This window comes from Chryseobacterium oryctis (genome assembly GCF_025971925.1).
GTDB lineage: Bacteria > Bacteroidota > Bacteroidia > Flavobacteriales > Weeksellaceae > Chryseobacterium > Chryseobacterium oryctis.
The window spans coordinates 497,717-519,170 of record NZ_JAPDHV010000002.1; the positions used below are offsets into that span (position 1 = coordinate 497,717).

General features: G+C 33.7%; 16 protein-coding genes, 1 tRNA gene and 2 pseudogenes. 10 read left to right on the plus strand and 9 right to left on the minus strand.

Going from position 1 to position 21,454, the window contains the following annotated elements:
- Positions 1–355: 355 nt before the first annotated feature.
- Positions 356–1,819, minus strand: coding sequence for a helix-turn-helix transcriptional regulator (locus OH806_RS06100; RefSeq protein WP_264742780.1), 1,464 nt, complete (start codon positions 1,817–1,819; stop codon positions 356–358).
- 479 nt (positions 1,820–2,298) lie between these two features.
- Here OH806_RS06100 and OH806_RS06105 point away from each other — a divergent pair.
- Positions 2,299–2,445: pseudogene (locus tag OH806_RS06105) on the plus strand (IS982 family transposase); the annotation flags it as partial.
- Between the two features lie 321 nt (positions 2,446–2,766).
- Here the strand turns inward: OH806_RS06105 and OH806_RS06110 are convergent.
- Positions 2,767–3,999: a site-specific integrase gene (locus OH806_RS06110; RefSeq protein WP_264742781.1), complete on the minus strand. Its 1,233-nt coding sequence runs from the start codon at positions 3,997–3,999 to the stop codon at positions 2,767–2,769.
- A gap of 285 nt (positions 4,000–4,284) precedes the next feature.
- Between OH806_RS06110 and OH806_RS06115 the strand changes: the two genes are divergently transcribed.
- The 6 genes from OH806_RS06115 to OH806_RS06140 all read left to right on the plus strand — a co-directional run bounded on the left by OH806_RS06115 (position 4,285) and on the right by OH806_RS06140 (position 11,817).
- Positions 4,285–4,881, plus strand: coding sequence for a hypothetical protein (locus tag OH806_RS06115; RefSeq protein WP_264742782.1), 597 nt, complete (start codon positions 4,285–4,287; stop codon positions 4,879–4,881).
- Positions 4,882–5,013: 132 nt separating this feature from the next.
- Positions 5,014–8,718 carry a GEVED domain-containing protein gene (locus tag OH806_RS06120; protein WP_264742783.1) on the plus strand — a complete coding sequence of 1,235 codons (3,705 nt, stop codon included), beginning with the start codon at positions 5,014–5,016 and terminating at the stop codon, positions 8,716–8,718.
- Positions 8,719–8,931: 213 nt separating this feature from the next.
- Positions 8,932–9,306, plus strand: a complete 375-nt coding sequence (locus OH806_RS06125) for a hypothetical protein (protein WP_264742784.1) — start codon at positions 8,932–8,934, stop codon at positions 9,304–9,306.
- A gap of 138 nt (positions 9,307–9,444) precedes the next feature.
- Complete coding sequence (locus OH806_RS06130; protein ID WP_264742785.1) at positions 9,445–9,870, plus strand: transposase; 426 nt, start codon at positions 9,445–9,447, stop codon at positions 9,868–9,870.
- A gap of 272 nt (positions 9,871–10,142) precedes the next feature.
- Positions 10,143–10,844, plus strand: coding sequence for a hypothetical protein (locus tag OH806_RS06135; protein ID WP_264742786.1), 702 nt, complete (start codon positions 10,143–10,145; stop codon positions 10,842–10,844).
- A 652-nt stretch (positions 10,845–11,496) separates the two neighbouring features.
- Positions 11,497–11,817 (plus strand): helix-turn-helix domain-containing protein, encoded by a 321-nt coding sequence (locus OH806_RS06140; RefSeq protein ID WP_264742787.1) that lies wholly within the window; start codon positions 11,497–11,499, stop codon positions 11,815–11,817.
- Positions 11,818–11,942: 125 nt separating this feature from the next.
- Here the strand turns inward: OH806_RS06140 and OH806_RS16645 are convergent.
- The 5 genes and pseudogenes from OH806_RS16645 to OH806_RS06160 form a co-directional block, all read right to left on the minus strand.
- Positions 11,943–12,068 (minus strand): annotated as a pseudogene (locus OH806_RS16645) (IS982 family transposase); the annotation flags it as partial.
- Positions 12,069–12,185: 117 nt separating this feature from the next.
- A tRNA-Asn gene (locus OH806_RS06145) sits at positions 12,186–12,259 on the minus strand.
- A gap of 82 nt (positions 12,260–12,341) precedes the next feature.
- A complete protein-coding gene (gene rseP, locus OH806_RS06150; RefSeq protein ID WP_264742788.1) occupies positions 12,342–13,691 on the minus strand; it encodes an RIP metalloprotease RseP in 1,350 nt (449 codons plus the stop codon).
- A 104-nt stretch (positions 13,692–13,795) separates the two neighbouring features.
- The gene (locus tag OH806_RS06155; protein WP_264742789.1) at positions 13,796–14,236 is read right to left on the minus strand and encodes a DUF6646 family protein; all 441 of its coding nucleotides are present in this window, start codon (positions 14,234–14,236) and stop codon (positions 13,796–13,798) included.
- A 162-nt stretch (positions 14,237–14,398) separates the two neighbouring features.
- Positions 14,399–15,235 carry a sialate O-acetylesterase gene (locus tag OH806_RS06160; protein WP_264742790.1) on the minus strand — a complete coding sequence of 279 codons (837 nt, stop codon included), beginning with the start codon at positions 15,233–15,235 and terminating at the stop codon, positions 14,399–14,401.
- A gap of 150 nt (positions 15,236–15,385) precedes the next feature.
- On the opposite strand from OH806_RS06160, the gene OH806_RS06165 reads away from it, so the two are divergent.
- Entirely contained in the window at positions 15,386–16,141 is a 756-nt protein-coding gene (locus OH806_RS06165; RefSeq protein WP_264742791.1) for a nitrilase-related carbon-nitrogen hydrolase, read from the plus strand.
- A gap of 23 nt (positions 16,142–16,164) precedes the next feature.
- Here the strand turns inward: OH806_RS06165 and OH806_RS06170 are convergent, their stop codons facing one another.
- Positions 16,165–16,464 carry a thioredoxin family protein gene (locus OH806_RS06170; RefSeq protein WP_264742792.1) on the minus strand — a complete coding sequence of 100 codons (300 nt, stop codon included), beginning with the start codon at positions 16,462–16,464 and terminating at the stop codon, positions 16,165–16,167.
- A gap of 31 nt (positions 16,465–16,495) precedes the next feature.
- On the minus strand, positions 16,496–17,905 hold the full coding sequence (locus OH806_RS06175) for an MBL fold metallo-hydrolase (protein WP_264742793.1): 1,410 nt from the start codon (positions 17,903–17,905) through the stop codon (positions 16,496–16,498).
- 311 nt (positions 17,906–18,216) lie between these two features.
- Here OH806_RS06175 and OH806_RS06180 point away from each other — a divergent pair, with 311 nt between their 5' ends.
- On the plus strand, positions 18,217–19,743 hold the full coding sequence (locus OH806_RS06180) for a DUF853 domain-containing protein (protein ID WP_264742794.1): 1,527 nt from the start codon (positions 18,217–18,219) through the stop codon (positions 19,741–19,743).
- 263 nt (positions 19,744–20,006) lie between these two features.
- Complete coding sequence (locus OH806_RS06185) at positions 20,007–21,230, plus strand: 3'-5' exonuclease (protein ID WP_264742795.1); 1,224 nt, start codon at positions 20,007–20,009, stop codon at positions 21,228–21,230.
- The last annotated feature ends 224 nt before the right edge of the window (positions 21,231–21,454 follow it).

Sequence of the window (21,454 nt, forward strand, 5' to 3'; positions counted from 1 at the left end):
ATTTTTCTATCCCCTACAATTATGTGTCAATTTTATAAAGACTTTACACAAAAAGTAGAAATATTCTAAGTAACTCTATGATGACGATGTCTGACAAAAGTTTACTCAGAAAATTTTCTGTCATCGAACTGCGAAGTATATCATGAACTTCATATAAAAACAAGTGAAAAAACCGTTAATGATGAATTGGAAATCATTTGTCAAATTGATTATTATAGATAACATAATGTGTTGAGCTTTATGAACAATTGAGAAGCATGAATTTCTAAATAAAGTTCTTCTCTCAAAGAAACATCTCTTAAACAAGAACCAACCAAAACTAATCAGTTGGCAATTTTGTTAATATCATAAAACTTTAGGACTCCGTTTGTTTTCTTATCCAAACTACAATATCTTTCTGAGGCGGAATACTTAATCGTTTTCTAAGATTGTATTTGTTATTTTTTATGGTTTGTACTGCTTTGAAAGTATATTCTGCTATGTCTTTGGTATTAAACCCCAAATAAATATAGGCACACAGAATAAGTTCTGAAGTCTTGAGGTTAGGATTAATCTCAAGGATTCTTTCCCGAAATTCAGGGTATATTTCCTGAAACCGCCCCCAAAATTCAGGGCTGTTGTTTTTGGCCAATTGTATGATCTCCTCAAAACTCTCGTTCACTTTCTGTTTAAGTGACTCTGTTTCTTCATCTTTTTCGTCAATTAAAATACTTTTTCTTTTATTTTTTTTATAATAAGTTAGCCCTAGCAACGCGACAATAATACTGACTATACTAATTCCTACAATAATATAATACAAACGATAACGAGAGGAAAGATTCTCTTTTTCCTGCTCTTCCAAAAAATAGATTACAGATGTATCCAGTGCAGGTTGTTTAATATTACTCAAGCTGTCTTTTAAGGAAGTATGTTTATAAAAATACACTTCTGACTGCTTCTTCATTCCCATGCTATCATATGTATTAGCCATTAATTTGTATAAGATCATTAAATCATTAGGCTGATTGAGTTGCTGAAAAATATTTTGGGCCTTGTTATAAGAATCAATAGCCTTGCTGTATTGTTTATCGGCATCGTATAAAGTTCCATACGCCCAATAAAGGCTTCCTTTCTGATAAATAAAATCGGGCCTATCTTTAATAATTTCTTCAGCCTTATGAAAATAATGTTTTGCTGAATCCGCTTGATTTCTTATTGCATACCAATCACCAACATTTATGGTGGAACTAGGTTCTTCGGGAAGGATAATTGCAGATTTTTTTAAATAATAAAGTGAAGAATCTGGAATCTCAGCAATATATTTACAAACAGCTTTCCGGTTATATGCATACGAAAGCATTCTTTTCTTATTCAAATCATTATCAATTTTTGATGCATACTGTATGGCTTTACTAAAGTCTTTACTTGCTCTTTCTTTAAACCCCAATACATCAAAGTTGTTTCCAAATTCAATAGCCAACCAACTTGACAAATAATAATCCTGTCTGTTATTCTCTTTATCTGCCAACTGTAAAAAACGAAGACTTTCATCGTATTTCCCAACAAGAAAAAGGACATTTGCAATGTGAATATAACCACTGACAACTCCTCTAGAATATTTAAGCTCTTTTGATCTTTCTATTAATTTTTTATTTAAGGATATAACTTCTTGGAACTTGCCTTGGCTCCTAAGGAAAGGAGTAATAGCATTTTGCAGACTGTCTATTTCACGTTCTGCATATTTTGTTTTAGTATTGGTAAATCTCGTTTGTGATGAACAGAGATTTATACCAAATAAAAAGGAAACTACAAATAGTAATATCGGTAACTGTCTTTTCATTTTGTAAACTTACTATTAAATTCCTGAAAATGTATGGGGTATACTTTTCTATGTTCAGAATAATATCTTTTTATGAGGATAAGTAATTCCATTTAATCCTAAATGGGTCACAAAACTAAAAACCATTTCTGAGAATAAAATCATTACTATTAAACTAAAACCAGTTGGGTAATCAGGAGAGTATATGGTTATCCAAAGCGTTTTATGACCTATAAATCCCTTGCTTAAATCTTATGATCTTGAACTAGGAAAGATCATCACTCTACTCATCATCAAATAGTTTCTTCATAAGTTGTGTTTTAGCAATTGATATTTTGTTTAATGTTTCTAAATCAAAGCTAACTTTTATATATTCCGTTGTACATTATGAATAAAAAAAGTAAAAAGTTTTTCATTTGATTGAAAATCAATAAATTGAATTAAAGTCAAAACATTTGCAATGGACAACTTATATGCAAATTACAAAAGAATCTTAGATGTTTTGTTCTTCTCAACAAATGCACTTTTACGGTTACAAAATTCATGCAGTCTGTTCTCTTAGCGGTATTTTTCAAAGTGTAGATTTAAGTCCCGCTTCTGTATATATCATCCATTATTTAAAAGACATAAGAGAGCAATTATCCGGTTAAACGTTGCTTGGAGACAAAGGGTATTTTTCTGTAATTATTTTATAGAAGTTAGCTATCGCTTTGTGAAATCCAAAAATAGAGATCAAAAAACACTCACAAGTTGATGTAAGTGTTTGATTTTTAATGGCTACTTCTTTTGTGCTCGAACCATCGATCCTCCACATATTTGTGTTTCTCATATTACTTATATTCAAACCAAAGAAAGATTTTTGTATTTGACAACAGTTATGGATTTGTGTGATAGGAAAATAAGTGGATAGATTTTTAGCAACAGAATGCCATAAAGTTTTTTAAATTTGATGAAAGATCCCTGCTTTTTTACCGCGTTTTGGGGTTGTAAGTTTGTTCAAAATATCTACCTAAACCCAGAATCTGATCTTTATCAATAGGATTAATATAATTTAGGAACATTTTTTCAGTTCCATGTCCTGTGGCATTAATCAGAAGTGAGGTAGGAATTTTACCATAAAAATTGGTAGCAAAACTTCTCCTTCCAATATGGCTGGTTAATGCTTCCCATTTTTCTATATTAAGATTCTTTACCCTGTGCCCGATTCTTTTTCTCGCTTTAATTTTTGTATCAATGTGAGCTATTTTTCCTATCTTTTTTATATTCCTGTTATAAACGTGAGGGCTTAGAGGTTTAGGAAAGTTGTTATTGTTTTTATTAATAATTTCCAGAACTATCGGATGTAGAGGAAGGAAAATATTTTTACCTGTTTTTTGTTGCGTAAAATTAATGCAAAGTTTCCCTTCGATTTCCAAAAGCTTGTCTTTAGAAAAATTCATAAAATCCGAAATTCGCTGACCTGTATAGCAACTAATGAGAAGCCAGTCTTTAGAGCTTTGTAGAGTTTCTGGGACTTTTGTATTTTTAATTCGTAGTAGCTCTTCTTCATTTAAAGTAATAAGTTCTTTTTCTTGTTTTTCTTTTTTAAATTCAAAATTACGTATACTTGTAGCCTTACCCTGTTTTTCTATAAAATTCAAAATAGTACGGATAAATTTTAAGGTACGGAAGATGGTGGCTTCACTATAAGACTCATTTCTTCCAAAAAGCAGAAACTCTTTGGCAAAATTGTTATCAATCTTGTCTATTTTTATTTTCGACTGCAAAAAACCTTCAAAACGTTCAATGAGATTATAAAATACTTTATATCTTTTATAAGTAGAACTGCAAATTATTCCATAGCGTGTACTGATGTACTGGTCTATATAGAAAAGTAAAGAATCTTCTGAGTTCTCAAAATTATTTTGGAAGCAGATTATATTTATAATGTCTTCTATTTTTTTAGAAGTGACTTTTTTCTTTTGCAAAATAGTGCTTTCGATGTATTCCGAAAGAATTACCTTAATAGTATCTAGTTTTTTGTTTAGTAATTTATTTTTCTTTCGGTATATATTATAAGGACGTTGTTTTTCATAGTCCCATTCAGCCTTAGGGATGCCCAACTGAGTTGAAATAGTTAATCTTTCGAATCGATTGTCAATAATACATAAATCAATATTCTTATTTATTCCATTTCCAGACAACGAAAAATCAAAATTCATAAAATGTAAATATTTTCTGCAAATATAAACAAATTAATAGTCCTAATTAGACTACTTTTATGAGGCAAATATAGTAAAAAAAATTCTATATATGTGATTAGTGTTTAAGTTGTTACCTCTGATTTTTTGTTTTTGCATAGTCTCTAGTTTTATTGATAATTATGTTATAAATGTTTATTGTTTGAAATTATTAAATCCGCAATCATCTGCCAAATAAGTACTACAAAGTGTTGAGTTGTGAAATTGTAGTCTAATTAGGACTACACTTACACAATTGAGCGAAAAATGATAAAAAAAATACATCCTTCAATTATCATTCAGAAATGGATTTTTTTATTTCTGGTTCACGTGTGTGCCTTTGTTAAAGCTGGTAATGGCTCTGGTTTTACAGTCTCGGGAGGTGCTGTACTGTATTTCTCCGATTCGGTTGTTTCGAAGGTTTCTCAGGAAAAGACGGCAATTTATGTGGTGGAAAATACTATAATAACAGGTTTAGATAAATCAGTTGTTAAAATCATTCGTAAAAAAACGACTCCTTCGAAACTAAAATTGACTTCTCCACATAAGCTTCAGGAAAAATTTGTTGTTAAAGAAAAAAAGCAACCTGATATAAATAGAAAGAGTTCTGTTTCTATTTTTCCATCCGACATTTTTTTTGGTTCAGGAGCCTGGAAGTTTTTTCCCCAATTCGTAGTTAGTAGCATTCAATTTTCCTTTAAGAAAAATATTGCCGTAAAAGCATATAATATTTTGGTAATTAATAAATACCTATCACATCCGATAGATTTTCCGTCTAAGGATGTTTTATTGTTTATAATCTTCATTTTCCTGACTGTATTTAGGTTGCGGCCTCCTCCTTATTCTAAAGGTACTATCACCTGATTTTTTAGGTGATGTTTATAACAAATATTACAAAACAGGTAATCTAAGGTTTCAATTAATAAAAAAATGTAATGATGAAAAGATATTGATTAATTGAAACACAAGATGATAAAAATTTATATTGACTTAAAAATGAAATTAATAAATTATACATTAATAAAACGTAGTGCTCAGCTCGTCTGTATGTGTGTCATGCTGATGATCTTTTCCTTTGTTAGGGCGCAGACGGTTCTTTCTGAGAATTTCAACTATGCACCAGGTACCCTGCTTACTTCTGCCAATTGGGTAGCTATTGCAGGTACGGGTACCAATAATGTTGCGGTTTCCAGTGGAAACCTGGCGTATGTCGGCTCTTTGGGTAACGGAATGGGAAACAAGGTTTCCATTACCAACAACGGGCAGGATGTATACAGGTCCTTTACTGCTACCAATGCACCAATTTATTCCTCTTTAATTGTTAACGTATCAGCAGCAAATGCCACAGGGGATTTCTTTTATTCCATTGGTACTACGACAGCTCCTGCTACGACCGTGGGAGCCAAGCTGTTTATAAGAGCTAATGGTACGGGCTTTAGTTTTGGAGTACTGAGAGGAACAGGAGGAACACCTGTGTACGAAACAACGGTAAGGCCATTTAATACCAATATTTTGGTTGTATTAAAATATGAGGTGGTTACCGGCACAACGAATGATGGTGTAAAACTATATGTTAATCCAGGGCCGGCAGCAGAGCCAGCGGTTGCAACAGTTGAATATACAGCAGCGGTAGGAACTGACGCTTCAAGTTTTTCTGCAGTGGCCTTAATGCAGGGTACAGCTGTAAATGCGCCGACTCTTGAGGTGGATGGCATCCATGTAGGAAGTACCTGGAATAGTGTAATGGCTGCAGGATATGATTATGGTGATACACCTGTTTCTTATGATAATACTAAAGATGGAGTATATGTTCCAGCAAGACACAGTCTTCTTGCTGGGCTTAGCTTGGGAAGTATAGTTCCAGATCTTGAGCTGTCTCCGCTTAGTGTAGCGGCAGGTGCGGATAATAATGGTACAAATGGTGATGGTAGTGATGAAGATGCAATTGATGTATCTGCTAATCAGATTAGGGCTGGTGTTCCTTATGTTTTAACGGTTCCAGTTACCAATCCTACTACAGCAACCAAATATTTATATGGTTGGATCGATTTTAATAACGATGGTAAGTTCCAGGCAGAAGAAGTTGCAACTACAACGTTTACAGTAACGGGAGCTACCAATAGAACCCTTACCTGGACAGCAGCACAAACAGCGACAATTGTTTCTGGGGTAACCAAACTTTATATGAGATTAAGGCTTTCAGATCGTGCTTTGGTAGATTTTACCACAGTAGCGAGCGGAGGAGCGTTAATCGATGAAAGAAGTGTAGGTAATGGAGCAGCTAGTGCAACGAATGCCTCGGATTTCAGTACGGCTTCCAATGGAGAAGTAGAAGATTATCAAATCGAAGTAGTGAATACTTTTGATTATGGAGATGTACCTACCAGTTTTGAGAATGATAAGGACGGTAATCCTTTACCTGCATTACATGCACCACTAACAGGCTTTAGTTTAGGAAGTCTTCTGGATGTGGAAAGTGCTCCTGCATCAGTTGTATCTCCTAATGAAAATAATACCGCAGGAGATAATGCCGACGGAACGGCAGATGAGGATGGGCTTACTGCTTTTGCAAGCGTAGATAGAGAGACGTCTTATAGTATCACAGTACCTGTGAGTATCCCTTCAACATTAGCTGGAACTAAATACTTATACGGTTGGCTTGATCTGAATGGAGATGGACGTTTTCAAGTAGGAGAAGTGGCAACAGCAACAACAACGGCGACTTCTAATACAAATATTACCTTAACATGGACGGCGGCACAAACTGCTACAATTGTGAATGGAACTTTGAAGATTTATTTAAGACTTAGACTTTCTAATTTAAGTTTAGTTGATTTCACAACGTCAGCAAGTGGAGGTGCTTTAATTGATGAAAGGAGTGTGGGAAATAGCGCAACGACAGCGACTAATTCTGCAAACTCTCCTGTTGTGGCATTTGGAGAAATAGAGGATTATCAAATTCCTGTAATCTCTACAATTAGATATAACGATGTTATACAAGGGGGAGTAACTATGATAGGGAATTCTTGGTACAGAGCTAATGCGGGAAGTACTACAGCAATAGTACCAGATGTGGATGATGATCCTACTACAACCTGGTCTACATCGGCAGATCTTATTTTACCGCCAGGATCCACCATTGAAAAAGTATTGCTGTCAGCAGAAAAAAGTGGAGCTGCTAATTTCACTTCAGTGATGCTGAAAGTTCCAGGAAGCACATCATACACTACTTTGACAGCTGCAACGAGCATAGCTAACAGAACCAACGGGTACGCACAGATGATATGGGATATTACCTCCATGATTCCTGCAAACGGATATGTAAGTACTGCGGGAGGAGGAGCTGGAGGTAGATATTTTGTGGCACAGCCTACTCCGGCGCCAGCTTATATTTATATGGGAGGATGGTCGATGATTGTTGTTTATAAAAATGCCAACTCTAAATATAGACACGTTTTGGTAACAGACTCCTGGCAGATTTCTCCCCCTACAACTATTACAAAGGTTGTTTCTGGGGTGAAAATTCCAGCTTCAGGTACCGTAAAGGGAGTAATAGGAATAACGGGAACTTATGGTGACAGACCCGGGGCAGATTATCTGAGGTTTGGTAAAGTAGGCACTACATTAACAAATCTGAAAGACCCTATGACAGGATCGACTACTGATGTAATGAATAGCTCTATTGCATGGGCTGTCAATAATAATGTATCGGCAGACGGAGGCCCAGCAATTTCTGGAAACTATACGGCACGTAATCCGATAAGCCAGTGGAATTGGGGGGATGGTCCAGCAGAAAGTTATGACTTTGATGCAGATATTTTTGATATCACAGGAATTCTTGCCCCTTCCTCAACCCCTGTTGATGTAGTTTTTGAACAATATGGATCGGGAGATGTTGTGGTAAGTGGGTCTTACTTTATATCAATAGATGTGGCAACCCCTCCAGTATTAACAAAAAACTTATCTGTAAATTCCATACCAGATGGAGGTATTACCTCTTATATATGGACGGTTACCAACAATGCGGCAGATGCTGTTTTTCAATCAATTGATTTTACGGATAATCTTCCAAGCAGTATAAAAGTTGCGGCTGTGCCTAATGCTTCTATTACTGGTGGCACAGGTGGAGTTGTAACTGCTGATCCTAACACTGGGCATGTTACGGTTTCAGGATTGCTGCTTAACCCAGGAGAAAGTGCAACTATTACTGTGGATATAACAAACGTATCTGGTGAGCTTAATGTGTCGTGTACAACCAATCCTTCTGCTTTTACAAACGGCTCTTCAAATATTACCATTCCGCAAGGTGGTATTCTTAATACCACCACCATTGTTCCACAATGTCTTATTGTGACTGATGGTACAGCATATTGTTACAAACCAGGGCTTACAGGGGGTACCTTACTGGATAGTAAAGTAGGTATTACCTCACTAAGCAGAGCGGGTATAGCCGACCCGGATAATTGGCCGATGGTTCGTAAAGGAGCATGGATGGTGCTTGAATCTAAAACTAAAGGATTTGTAGTAAACCGTGTTGCCTTTAATGCATCCAATGAACCAGTAGGAATTCCCCCATCTAATTTTGTTGAAGGTATGCTGGTGTACGATATAACCAACAACTGTCTGAAGATGTATACATCCACAGATGGAGGAGCTACCTTTAGTTGGCAGTGTTTGAATACTCAGGCATGTCCTGATTAATAAATAATGTAAACCTTAAGCAAAAGTGAAAAGTTTATTGAGTAGCTTTTGCTTACAGGTTTAAATATAAAAATCAAGAAAATGAAAAAAATAATAGCGCTTATCACATTATTCGGTATGGCTTTCTTGCATGGGCAGGTGGCTATTGGTAAAACAGCGGTAAGTAACCCTTCTGTGTCTTTGGAGTTTTCCGACAGCGAGGGCAGGGGTCTTGTGCTCCCTTACATAGAAGACAGTAGCGGAATTACGGAAAACGGAACGGTAATCTTCGATGTAGCAGATAAGAAAGTGAAATACCTGAAAGGAGGAAGTTGGTTTGATCTGAGTGTAGATGGAACAGGCGTTGTAGACTTGTCTATACAGAGCTCCAAAACAGAAAAGTCTGAGGCGAAAGTGAGCATAGGCATACCAACATCTGTAGATGGGATTTTGGTTCTGGAGGAAAGCAACAAGGCGATGATTCTTCCTAAGGTAGCCAGCCCCCATTTAAATATTGTGAATCCTGCGCCAGGAATGATGGTGTATGATACTATAGCAAGGCAGCTTGCGGTATACAATGGTACAGTATGGTCTTATTGGAAGCCGTAATGTGATAGATCAACTTATATATCTTCAGCCTGGTAGTGAGGTGTTAGTTTTTCATAAGTTCTGATACCGAATTACCATGGTTGAAGGTTTTTAAGGATATTCTTTGGTTTAAAATTATGATAAATAAAATAATTAAACATGCTCAACAATTTTAAGGATATTCATATAGGCTCGTTGATTAAGCAACGGGTAAAGGAGCTTAATGTAGAAACGCTGCGTATATGTAATTTCATGAAATGTAATGAACATGTACTGCAAGAAATGTTTTTACAAAAAGATATGAACACAGATGTTTTGCTGAAATGGAGTAAGCTGCTGGAATATGATTTTTTCAGGTTTTATACTCAGCATCTGATTTTATTTGCTCCGCCTTTATCCAGAAACCTAAAAAAAAATAAAACGATGCTACCGAAATTCAGAAAAAATATTTATACAAGAGAAATAATAGATTTTGTTTTGGAACTTATCAATACGGGGGAAAAGACTAAGCAGCAAATTATTGAAGAATATAGGATTCCCAAAACAACGCTTTATAAATGGGTGTCAAAATATGACGATAAATAGAAATGGATTAATTAATCTGTTGCATATTATGAATGGAAAAAAGAAAAAAAATATTGTTTATTTGATTGAAATCAGTGGATTGGGATGGGTGTAACTTGCTTTAAATTAATAACTTAATAATAGATTGTAGAATCGATTTGGAAGTTTTCAATATTTCAAATAATAAATAAATCTATAAGCTAATAAAAAAATAACATAAAAAGAGTCTGTTAGACTACAATTTTTAAAATCACTATAACTACATAATTTAGTTTAATTTAATATAATTTAAGATGAAAAAACAAATTTTATTACTAGCAGGGATAACTATTTTCCCTATAGCAACTTTCTCTCAGGTTGGGGTTAATACTGTCACTCCTCAGAAGACACTACATGTTAATGGTTCTATACAGCTAACCAATGAATTGAATGTTGGAGGAAATTCTAATACAGCTGGGAATGCTGGTGCCTTGGGACAAATACTCACTTCTAATGGTCCAAATGTTGCTCCTAGCTGGGCTAATATTGGCTCAATTATAAGTGGGCTTGTTTCTAACGTATATTATTTTCAGGGCACATCAACTGTAAATGTTAATGCTGGGCAAACGGCTGATGTGCCAGGATTGGTATTTACCCATACTGTTCCTGCTGGAAGAACTCAAACACTTTTGTTTTCAATTCTAGGATATGTGGGATCCACGGCTGTGACAGGTACGGCAACACAAGGAGTGTTTATATTACTACAAGATAATGTAAAAATATCTTCGGCGTATGTATCGAAAGTGGGAAATGGTGGAGGGTTACTTGATTTACCTGTCCCTGTAACATTTTTAAAAGCTGTCACTTTGTCAGAAGGGACGTACACTTTTAAAGTGCAATTTAAAGCATGGTCTGGTTCCCAAGCAGTAAATGTTATTCCAACTACTTATGTCGGATATGATGGGGATACTGAAAGTATGCTTTCAAAGATGCAGGTATTGATTTATAATAACTAATAATCTAGGGAAATTTAAAAAAATATTCTACTCTTTTAAGTTGAAATTAAAGATGAAATTCCAAAGATCAAATAGACTCTAATGTAAAAGTTTTTAAAGATAGGTCTCCCATTTTAACTAGGTCACATAAATTGGTTATTACATATATGTGATAAAGCAATATTTGGGAGATCCTATTGTTTTGCAATCAAAAAATTGAGAATAAGCGAAAACATAGATCAAACATTCAGATTAATAAATTATACTTAATATATCGTATGATTTTCTCACAAAGGGAGACTTAATTACGGTTCCAAATCCCGCGAACGGTTTTGGATCAGATCATTGGATTGATAAGATACATCAAACCATCTATAGTAATCAAATCAATATCTGCTTTAATAATACATTCATTTTTAATCAAAAAAAGTGAGGCTGTTCAGTTTAACAATATTTAGTATGTTCATTAAGTTTGTTTGAAGCTTCTGTTGTTCCTTCAATATAAACAATAATAGAAGTGGATTAGTTAATAATTTACAATTCTCATCCTCCAGTCTCCATATTCCTAAGAACCAACTAATGGACAATATAATGATAATGAACAATTGCTCTCCAACACAATTGATAGTCAGAATGGCTAGAGGATGAGAATTGTAAAATAAATATGATAGTTATGAAGAATTTATCACCCAACTATAAACTTATATATGAAGATATGATTTCAAGGAAATATCCGCATAAGAAAAGTGATTGTGAAAGTATTCTCAAGAAAAAAAAGTTGACAATTTTAGATATAATAAAATTGAATAATATTATAGTCAACGGTGCGGACGAAGATGGACGTGTTCTTAATCAAAGACTTCGCTCCTACGATAAAAAGACAATCCTTAAAATCTTACACTATCAAAAAGAAAATAAACTCAATAATACTGAGCTGGCTAATGAATTTAAGCTGAGTAGAAATACAATTTCCAAGTGGAAAAAAAATTTTTAGTATGAAATCTGTTTAGGCTTTAATATATGTCTGTTTTGTATCATACTTCTGTATAATCTTTAATAGTCACAACTTTATCTGACAGCTAGAGGGTGAAAATAATTGTTATTTAACCTGAGTTCGGTTTAAGCGAAGTTTAAAAATAATTGACCGTCATTTACTTTTTTCGAGTTAAGTGACGTTTTTTTTGGAAAGAAACAATCTGCTGTTAGACTTTCCAATATATTTATTATAAAATTATTGACACTTTGTGTCTGTATTAAAACGAGTTGGTGTTTATAGCTTGGAAGTTTTGAATTGAAATTTTAGAGTTTGTACCAGGATTATGAAAATAAAAAAAAGACTTACAAAAATGTAAGTCTTTTTAGCTCCTCCTGCTGGGCTCGAACCAGCGACCCTCTGATTAACAGTCAGATGCTCTAACCAACTGAGCTAAGGAGGAATGTCCTTTGTTTTTTAAGTGGTGCAAATATAGGACGAATATTTATACCCTACAAATATTTTTAATAAAAATTTCAAAAATATTATAATTTTCCGGTGAAGATTTTAAAAATATCACTTCCGAAAATTAGTAACATCAAGCCTAACAGGAAGATAACTCCAATCATTTGTGCATTTTCCAATACTTTTTGAGGAACAGGTTTTCCTACGATAATTTCATATAAAGTAAAAAGAACATGTCCGCCATCTAATCCAGGAATAGGAATTAAGTTTAAAAATGCTAACCAAACTGAAAACATTGCTGTAAAACTCCAGAATGCAGGCCAGTTGATCGCAAAACCTCCGTCTGCATCCCTGTCTACAGGCATAGATTTTACGATGGCAATAGGTCCTCCGACATTTTTATATCCTTGAATTTTTGAATTGAACATGATTTTAAATTGTTTAACCTGCATTGTCAACGCTTCAATAGTTCTTGCGAAACCTCTCGGGATTGATTCTCCAAAAGAATATTGTTTATTAGTAACAAAGTTTAACATGCTTTTTTGGTCAACACCAACACCTAATTTTCCGTCTTTATCTACAGATGCAGAAACAACTTCTGGTTTTCCGTTTCTTAAAACTTCAATTTCGATGGTTTTTCCTTTGTTTTCATTTAGTGTTGTAGCAACTTCATCAAAGTATGGAGTTTGCTTCCCATTAATAGAAATTACTTTGTCTCCTTTTTTTAAGCCTGAAGCTTGAGAAGCGGGTGTTGCCAAAGAATCGATAATCATTGGGATTCTTGGTGTAATATACAATTTTGCTTCTCTTTGTTTGATAACATCTGCTACACCTTCATCATTTACCTTGAATGTAACTTCTTTTCCGTCTCTAAGTACAGTAACACTATTACTAAAAAGTATATTAATAGAAGCGTTTTCTAATCTTTCTGCTGGTTTTCCGTCTATGCTTACAATTTTATCACCAGTTTGGAAGCCCATTTTCTTTCCTGCTTCACTTACACCAATTCCGTTGTTGAATTTGGTAAGGTCAGTATACATTTCTCCATTAAATAAAGAAAGGCAGCTATAAATTAACCAGGCTAAGAAAAAGTTTACAGTAACACCTCCAAGCATAATAATTAATCTTTGCCAAGCCGGTTTTGCTCTAAATTCCCAAGGTTGTGCAGGTTGTTTCAATTGCTCAGTATCCATACTTTCGTCTACCATTCCGGCAATTTTCACATATCCACCAAAAGGAAGCCATCCGATACCGTATTCAGTTTCGCCAACTTTCTTTTTTACAAGAGAAAACCAAGGGTCAAAGAATAAATAGAATTTTTCTACTTTGGTTTTAAACCATTTTGCGGGTAAGAAGTGCCCAAGCTCATGAAGAATTACTAAAATAGAAATACTTAATATGAATTGAAAGAGTTTAATTGCTATTTCCATTAATATGTTTTAGATTTTAATTTGCAAAGGTAACAATTATCAAAACTATGCCAAATAAAAAGCCTCCCGAAATGAGAAGCTTTGTCATATAATATGATGATTTTTTATAAATTAAAAGAAACCCCTATGCTTCCATTGTTTCCAACCTCTGCAAAAACTCCAACTTTATCATTGAAGTAGTATCGTGCGCCAATGTGTGCTCCGATTCCGAACTCTTTACCAAGGACCCCTAAATCAACACCAGGATAAATATCCCATTTTGAAGGTAAATTTAAGGCATCCTGAAGGTGGAAATTCAATCTACCAAAAATAAAAACTTTGTTGTCTTTGTCATTGTTTTTATATCCGTCGAAATAAGCATTCAGTCCTCCTCCTATGGAAAGAAGCTTGTTTAAACCATAATCATATGTTCCTGTTACACCGGTTCCGTATCCCCAGGCATTGAGTCCTAACTGAATTTTTTGGTCTCCTTTTCCCGTCCAAGCTTGAGCATTTGCTGTAGCTCCGAAAAAGAGCATTGTGAACATAAAAATCAATTTCTTCATAGATTTTTCATTTTTAATGTTATTACTAAGATTGTTTTGCAGCAAAAATAGAACCGAAATAGTTTTTTATCTGCAAAAATAGAATACTTTATAATTTATTAAGAAATCAATTTTTTTATGTTTAGAAATATTAAGGATTGTTTGTAATTCAGAAAAACGGCTTTACTCTAATGTTTTATATTGATTGTAGTATCTAAGGCCTAATTCTCGTTGTCCATTAGCATCAAAATGAATGGCATCAATAGAATTGATTGGTTTTTTTATAACAAATGGAACGGTAGGATCTGCATAAGCCGTTTTGGGGACTCTATTCGGGGTGTCTTTAATTTTTTCTTGTTGAGTAACTCTTATAGAAAGTAGATTTGTCCAGAAAGGTACCATTCCTCCTAATACAACCGGAAGGTCAGGATTTCCAAGATCTGTGCGAAAATCGAGAATTAATTTGTCTAATTTTTGAGTATAGTTAGGAATTCCTACATTGAACTCTCCTTGATGCCATAAAATACCTTTTATAGTGCTTCCGGGGTTGTCATTCAATGCTTTTAATGTTCTTTCTACAGCGTCATTATATAAAGGGGTTCCTTTTTCCCAAAGCTCAATCGGGGTAGCTCCGAAACCACAAGGTACAAGTAAAACTTTTCTGTTTTCTTTTAGTGAATTTTTTTTATAGTTTTTTGCAAAGGTAAGTCCAAATCCTATATTAGTTGGGAGAGCTGTCCAATGTTGAAGTGGCTCAGATGCAGCGATAATTTGTTTATTATACGGAAAAATTCTTCCTACTTGAAAAATATCAGGGTCTGTAGTATCTATTCGTGGATCGTAACCTACACCAAAATGAGTGTTAGACTGTCCGGCGATTAAAAAAATATCATATTGTGTAACAGTATTTGCCATTTTACCGTGAGCTACGGTATGGTTTTCATTTTGGATTTCATCCAAATTATTACTGGCACAACTCCCTAAAACAAATACAAGAAGGGCAAAAATAAACTTTTTCATAATTTTTTAGATTTAGTTCAAAACAAAAATAGATAAAATAGAAACTTAAATCACTTTCTAGTGATAAAAATCATACTTATTAAAATGATGTTTCTTCTTTTGTAGCAAATTTTAAAAACAGTATTTTTATGAAATATTTAAAATAAAAAAATGAAAATTGTAGGGCTGAACCAGGATATTGTTTGGAAAAATAAATTAGAGAATTTTCAATTGATTGAAAAAGAGCTTCAAAATGAAAAGGCTGATTTATTTTTACTTCCGGAAATGTTTTCAACGGGTTTTTGTATGGATGCTGCCGAAGTTTCAGACAAAAATCAGGAGTCATTAGAATTTTTAAAGAAAATTTCGATAGAAAAAAATGCGGCATTTTGTGGAAGTGTTTCTGTTGAAGATAACGGTTGTTTTTATAATAGAATGTATTTCGTTCAGCCAGATTCTAAAGTAGATTTTTACGATAAAAGGCATTTGTTTTCTTTTTCGGGAGAAGATAAAGTCTATACTCCGGGTAAGGAAAGAGTGGTAGTAAATTATAAAGGATTCAGGATTTTATTGCAGGTTTGTTATGATCTTCGTTTTCCTGTTTTTGCAAGAAATAATGAAGATTATGATATTGTTTTATATGTTGCGAATTGGCCTGAAAAAAGAGTTGGAGCTTGGGAACATTTGCTGAAAGCAAGAGCGATTGAGAATTTGTCGTTTGTTTTTGGTTTAAATAGAATTGGGATAGACGGAAATAGTCTTTTTTATCCTGAAAGTTCTCACTGTTTTTTTGCAGATGGAACGGAAATTTCACAAAAAAAAGGAAATATTGTTTCAGCAGAATTGAATTTAGATGAACTAAAAGATTTTAGAAAACATTTTCAGTTTTTGAATGACAGAGATGATTTTTCGATTGTAATGAAATAAAAAAACTGTGATAAAATCACAGTTTAGATATATTCTTGTAAAAGTTGCGTGAGGGTATTCACATCATGTACTCCACTTTCTTTCCAAAGTAATTCACCCTTTTTAAAGATGGCCAGAGTCGGAACACCTCGAACTCCGTATTGAGCGGCAATAGCGGGGTATTGGTCAACATCTACTTTTATAATTCTTGCCCCTTCGCCAACGTTTTCCTTTACTGTATTTAATACAGATGACTGTACTTTGCATGGTTGACACCAAGTTGCAAAAAAATCAATTAATACAGGTCTTTCGGAGTCAATTATTTCTTGAAATTTTTGAGACATATTTAGTTATAATATTAGTCTTAATTATTTATTACATTGTTTTTGACTGGCAAACAAAATCAGAAAGTGGAAATTTTTCTGTTTTCTTAATTCCATTGAATCCTCCTTCTATTTCGCTGAAGTTTCTGATTCCGTGAGAATTAAGAATGCTTGCGGCAATCATGCTTCTGTATCCTCCTGCACAGTGAATAAAGAAATGTTCAGAATCATCAATAGATTTTACCCAATCACTAATGGTATCTAAAGGTTTATTAAATGCATTATCAATATGCTCTGCAGAATATTCTGCTAATTTTCTTACATCGATAACTTTTGAATTTTCATCAAATTGTTCTGCGAACTCTTCCGGAGAAATTCTTTTGATTTCATCGGTTTCTTTTCCTGAATTTTTCCAGGCTTCAAAACCTCCGTTTAAATATCCTATGACATTATCAAATCCTACTCTGCTCAATCTTGTGATGGCTTCTTCTTCATTTCCATCGTCAGTAATTAATAGTAAAGGGTGCTTTACATCAACGATTAATGCACCTACCCAAGGAGCAAAATCTCCTTTCAATCCGATATTTATTGAGTTAGGAATGTATCCTTTATGGAATTCTAGCGGACTTCTTGTATCTAAAATAAGAGCACCTGTTTCTTCTGCATAATCTTCAAAATCTTCAACAGAAATAGGAGTTAATCCTTTGTTTATTACATTGTCAATACTTTCGTAGCCTCCTTTGTTCATTGCTACATTCATTCCAAAATATTTTGGAGGAGCAGTTAATCCGTCAAGAACTTCTCTTATAAATGATTCTCTATTAGGTTGATTTAGCGCATAATTGGTTCTTTTTTGATTTCCTAAAAGATCAACTGTTTCCTTTTGCATATTTTTTCCACAGGCAGAACCTGCTCCATGAGCCGGATAAACAGTAATGTTGTCAGCTAAAGGCATAATTTTATTTTGCAGACTGTCATATAAAATACCGGCAAGATCTTCTTGTGAAAGATTGGTCGCTTTTTGGGCGAGATCAGGTCTTCCTACATCTCCTAAAAATAGAGTGTCACCAGTAAAAATAGCAGTTTCAGCACCGTTTTCATCAATCAACATAAAAGTGGAACTTTCCATAGTATGACCAGGAGTGTGCAGAACTTTTATTTTAATCTTCCCTATTTCAAAAATTTGATTGTCTTCAGCAGTGATGGCATCAAATGCAGGCTGAGCTGTAGGACCATAAACAATGGAAGCTCCTGTTTTTTTGCTTAAATCTAAATGTCCTGAAACAAAATCAGCATGAAAATGCGTTTCGAAGATATATTTTAAAGTTACATTGTCTTTTTCTAATCTATCCAGATAAGGTTTTATTTCTCTAAGAGGATCTATAATTGCAGCTTCATTTTCTGACACAATATAATAGGCGCCTTGAGCCAGACAGCCCGTGTATATTTGTTCAACTTTCATTGCTTTTATTTTAAAAATTTAGATAAAGATACAAAGTATTGTCAGATATGTAAATTAAATGTTTAAATCTGCATAATAGGAACTGTCAATTTATGGTTTTTTGAGGGGATGAATTTATTCAAAAAACCTTTATTTTCAGGTTGAAATAGGTGATGTGATTGCAAGAATGTTTTTTATCATGTTTTTTTAGAATTATAATTTGTCTGAAGGAGTTGAAGTTTATTTTTTGATTAAAAATTAAATGAAGCATACTATTTTATTAATTGTTTTTTTTCAAAAACTTATATCTTTAGTGTGTTAAAAAAAATCAAATGGCAGATAAAGCGAAATTTATTGAAGAACTAAACTCAAAATACACTCCAAAAGGGGAACATATAATATTGGGGAAGGCAATGTTGGACGGAGAAGTCGTTCCTGAGGTAAATGTAACGATTCCTTTAAAAACGATTAACCGACATGGGCTTATTGCCGGTGCAACGGGAACAGGGAAAACAAAAACTTTACAAGCGTTTGCTGAACAACTTTCTCATGCCGGAGTTCCGTCTTTAGTTTTAGATATTAAAGGTGATTTTTCTGGAATTGCAGAGGCTGGAAAGATGAATTCTGTAATAGAAGAAAGATATGCAAAAACTCAACTTCCGTATGAGCCACAGGCTTTCCCTGTTGAACTGATGACAATTTCCGGAGAAAAAGGAGTGAAATTGAGAGCTACGGTTACAGAGTTTGGTCCTGTTTTATTAAGTAAAATTTTAGAACTGAATGATACTCAGCAAAGTATCATGTCAATTGTTTTTAAATATTGTGATGATAAAGGTTTGCCTTTAATTGATTTGAACGACTTAAAAAAAGTTCTTCAATATGTAACAGAAAATCCTCAGGGAAAAGCAGAATTGTCTGCGAATTATGGTTCTATTGCAACTGCATCTTTAGGTGCTATTTTAAGATCAATTGTGGCTTTGGAACAACAAGGAGCAGCAAGTTTTTTTGGAGAATTGAGTTTTGATGTTCAGGATTTACTTCAAACAAGAGATGGGAAAGGTGTTGTAAATATTTTGAGAGTTGCAGATATTCAGAATAAACCGCAATTGTTTTCAACATTTATGCTTTCGCTTTTTGCCGAAATTTATATGACTTTTCCGGAAGAAGGAGATAGTGGAAAACCTAAATTAGTTCTTTTCATTGATGAGGCTCATTTGATTTTTGATGAATCTTCAAAAGCACTTCTTTCTCAAATTGAAACGATGGTGAAACTGATTCGTTCAAAAGGAGTGGGTATTTATTTTATTACACAAATTCCGGGCGATGTTCCTGAAAATGTGCTGTCACAATTAGGGTTGAAAATTCAGCACGCTTTGAGAGGTTTTACAGCTAAGGATAAAAAAGAAATAACAAAAGCAGTCGAAAATTATCCGATAACTGAATATTATAATGCGTCAAGCTTGATTCAGAATTTGGGAATTGGCGAGGCGTTTATTACGGCTTTAGATGAAAAAGGAATTCCGACGCCATTAGTTCATACTTATTTAATCTCTCCAGAATCAAGAATGGATATATTAAATGATGCTGAAATTTCTGACTTGACAAGTAAATCGGCTTTAGTTGCTAAATATGATGAAGTTGTGGATTCGGAGTCAGCATATGAAATATTGGTGAAGAGAATGGAACAGGCAACACAAAACGCTGTTCCAAATCAAAAAACGAAACCTGTAAAAGAAGAACCTGGAATGTTTGAGCAAGTGTTACAAAGTAAAGCAGGGCGTACCTTTACAAGTACTTTGATGAGAGAAGGAGCAAAAGCGATTTTGGGAATGCTTGGTTTAGGAGGAAGAAGGAGGTAATGCTATAGAAACAGATTTATGTTTTTAATTTTCAAAAAAGATGTAAAATTTAATAGCAAATTCTAAATAAAGGAATGGCATATAATATTTTGAGAATGAAATAACTTCCCACAAGTATATATGATATTTTCTTGTTTGTTGGGAATTAGATTTTCGGCTCACATTGGTATGAGAACTATCGTTTGCGAGTGAAAAATTATGAAGGGATGAAGAAAATCTATTAAATAATTCCTAATTTTAGGGCTTGATTTTAATAAAATAAGTTGTACTCCATAATTGATATAGAAAGTAACGGTGCGGGTTACAGAAAGGAAAGTATTATAGATATTGCTATTTACAGATATGATGGGCAGAAAATTGTTGATCAATTTATTTCTCTTGTCAATCCGGATAGTGATATTACTCCGTTTGTACAAAAATTGACCAATATTACTCCAAAAATGGTCAAAACTGCCCCGAAATTCCATGAAATTGCCAAAAGAATAGTGGAAATAACGGAAAATACAACTTTGGTTGGTCATAATATAGATTTTGATTACAGAATGCTTCGTCAATCGTTCAGTCGACTTGGTTATGATTTTAAAATCAATACATTGGATACAATTCCTTTGGCTAAAAAGCTGATTCCGGATGAGGTAAGCTACTCTCTTGGGAAGTTGGTGAAATCACTTGGGATTCCCTTAACCAATCATCATAGAGCGGAAGGTGATGCGAGGGCAACGTTGGAATTATTCAAGCTTTTGGTTTCCAAAGATGTAGAGAATGAAATTATTCAAAAACATCATGATGAAACAAATGCTAAAACCTATATTAATAAAATCAAAGAGTTGACCCAGGATTTGCCCAACGAAAGAGGGTTTGTTTACTTTCAGGATGAAGAAGGTAAAATTATCTTTTCGGATTATGTGCAGGACATTAATAAATTTTCAAAGAAAGTTTTTAATTCCAAGTCTAAAAAATGGGAGCAGACTCAAAAAAATGTTGAACAGATTAATTTTGAGCTTACAGGAACGGATATTATTGCTAAACTGATATTGAGTTCTAAAAATATAAGGAAAAAAGAAAGCCTTCCGTTTGGGTTATATCATCGAAATAATAAATATGTTGTTGAAAAAAATAAGTTAAATAAACTTGAAAAGCCTATTCTTAAGTTTAGGTCTTTTACACAAGGCTCAAAGGCGATTCAATTTATTGGTTCTCGGGAAGAGTTTAATGATATTGAAGCTTTTAAAAAGAAGATAGATTTCAAAAAAAGAAACGAGCTTTGGCTTGGACAAGGAAGAAAGTTGGGAGAAAAGTTATTCATAATCATTGAAAATGGTAAAGTTGTTTCTTATGGTTTTTATGAATTGTTTACTCAAATACAAACATTAAGTAAGATTTCTAAATTGAAAATCGATTTGGTTTTTTCATCTTCAGATTTGATTAATGAATTACAATTGGCTTTACTCCGTGGAGATTTTGAGACGTTGCCATTGCCAAAATAAGAGCGGTCTTTTCCTATATGAGTTTTTATTAAGAAAAATCTGACTTTCAATTCGATTTTTTCAAAATAAAAATAAATAGTACTTTTGCAAAAAAATAAGAATAAGCAATGCATAATTTTAAACTAAATAAAACTGGTAAAAAGGGGGCTGTAAAGTTCTCTAAGGTTTGGAATGTATAAAAGAGTTGTCTTGCATAAAAATAATTATTGTGGCAGACTCTTTTC

Bases quoted from the DNA above. Each gene is read 5' to 3' on its own strand.
- OH806_RS06100 (WP_264742780.1), bottom strand. From the start codon at position 1,819: ATGAAAAGACAGTTACCGATATTACTATTTGTAGTTTCCTTTTTATTT.
- OH806_RS06110 (WP_264742781.1), bottom strand. From the start codon at position 3,999: ATGAATTTTGATTTTTCGTTGTCTGGAAATGGAATAAATAAGAATATT.
- OH806_RS06115 (WP_264742782.1), top strand. From the start codon at position 4,285: ATGATAAAAAAAATACATCCTTCAATTATCATTCAGAAATGGATTTTT.
- OH806_RS06120 (WP_264742783.1), top strand. From the start codon at position 5,014: ATGAAATTAATAAATTATACATTAATAAAACGTAGTGCTCAGCTCGTC.
- OH806_RS06130 (WP_264742785.1), top strand. From the start codon at position 9,445: ATGCTCAACAATTTTAAGGATATTCATATAGGCTCGTTGATTAAGCAA.
- OH806_RS06135 (WP_264742786.1), top strand. From the start codon at position 10,143: ATGAAAAAACAAATTTTATTACTAGCAGGGATAACTATTTTCCCTATA.
- OH806_RS06140 (WP_264742787.1), top strand. From the start codon at position 11,497: ATGAAGAATTTATCACCCAACTATAAACTTATATATGAAGATATGATT.
- rseP (WP_264742788.1), bottom strand. From the start codon at position 13,691: ATGGAAATAGCAATTAAACTCTTTCAATTCATATTAAGTATTTCTATT.
- OH806_RS06155 (WP_264742789.1), bottom strand. From the start codon at position 14,236: ATGAAGAAATTGATTTTTATGTTCACAATGCTCTTTTTCGGAGCTACA.
- OH806_RS06160 (WP_264742790.1), bottom strand. From the start codon at position 15,235: ATGAAAAAGTTTATTTTTGCCCTTCTTGTATTTGTTTTAGGGAGTTGT.
- OH806_RS06165 (WP_264742791.1), top strand. From the start codon at position 15,386: ATGAAAATTGTAGGGCTGAACCAGGATATTGTTTGGAAAAATAAATTA.
- OH806_RS06170 (WP_264742792.1), bottom strand. From the start codon at position 16,464: ATGTCTCAAAAATTTCAAGAAATAATTGACTCCGAAAGACCTGTATTA.
- OH806_RS06175 (WP_264742793.1), bottom strand. From the start codon at position 17,905: ATGAAAGTTGAACAAATATACACGGGCTGTCTGGCTCAAGGCGCCTAT.
- OH806_RS06180 (WP_264742794.1), top strand. From the start codon at position 18,217: ATGGCAGATAAAGCGAAATTTATTGAAGAACTAAACTCAAAATACACT.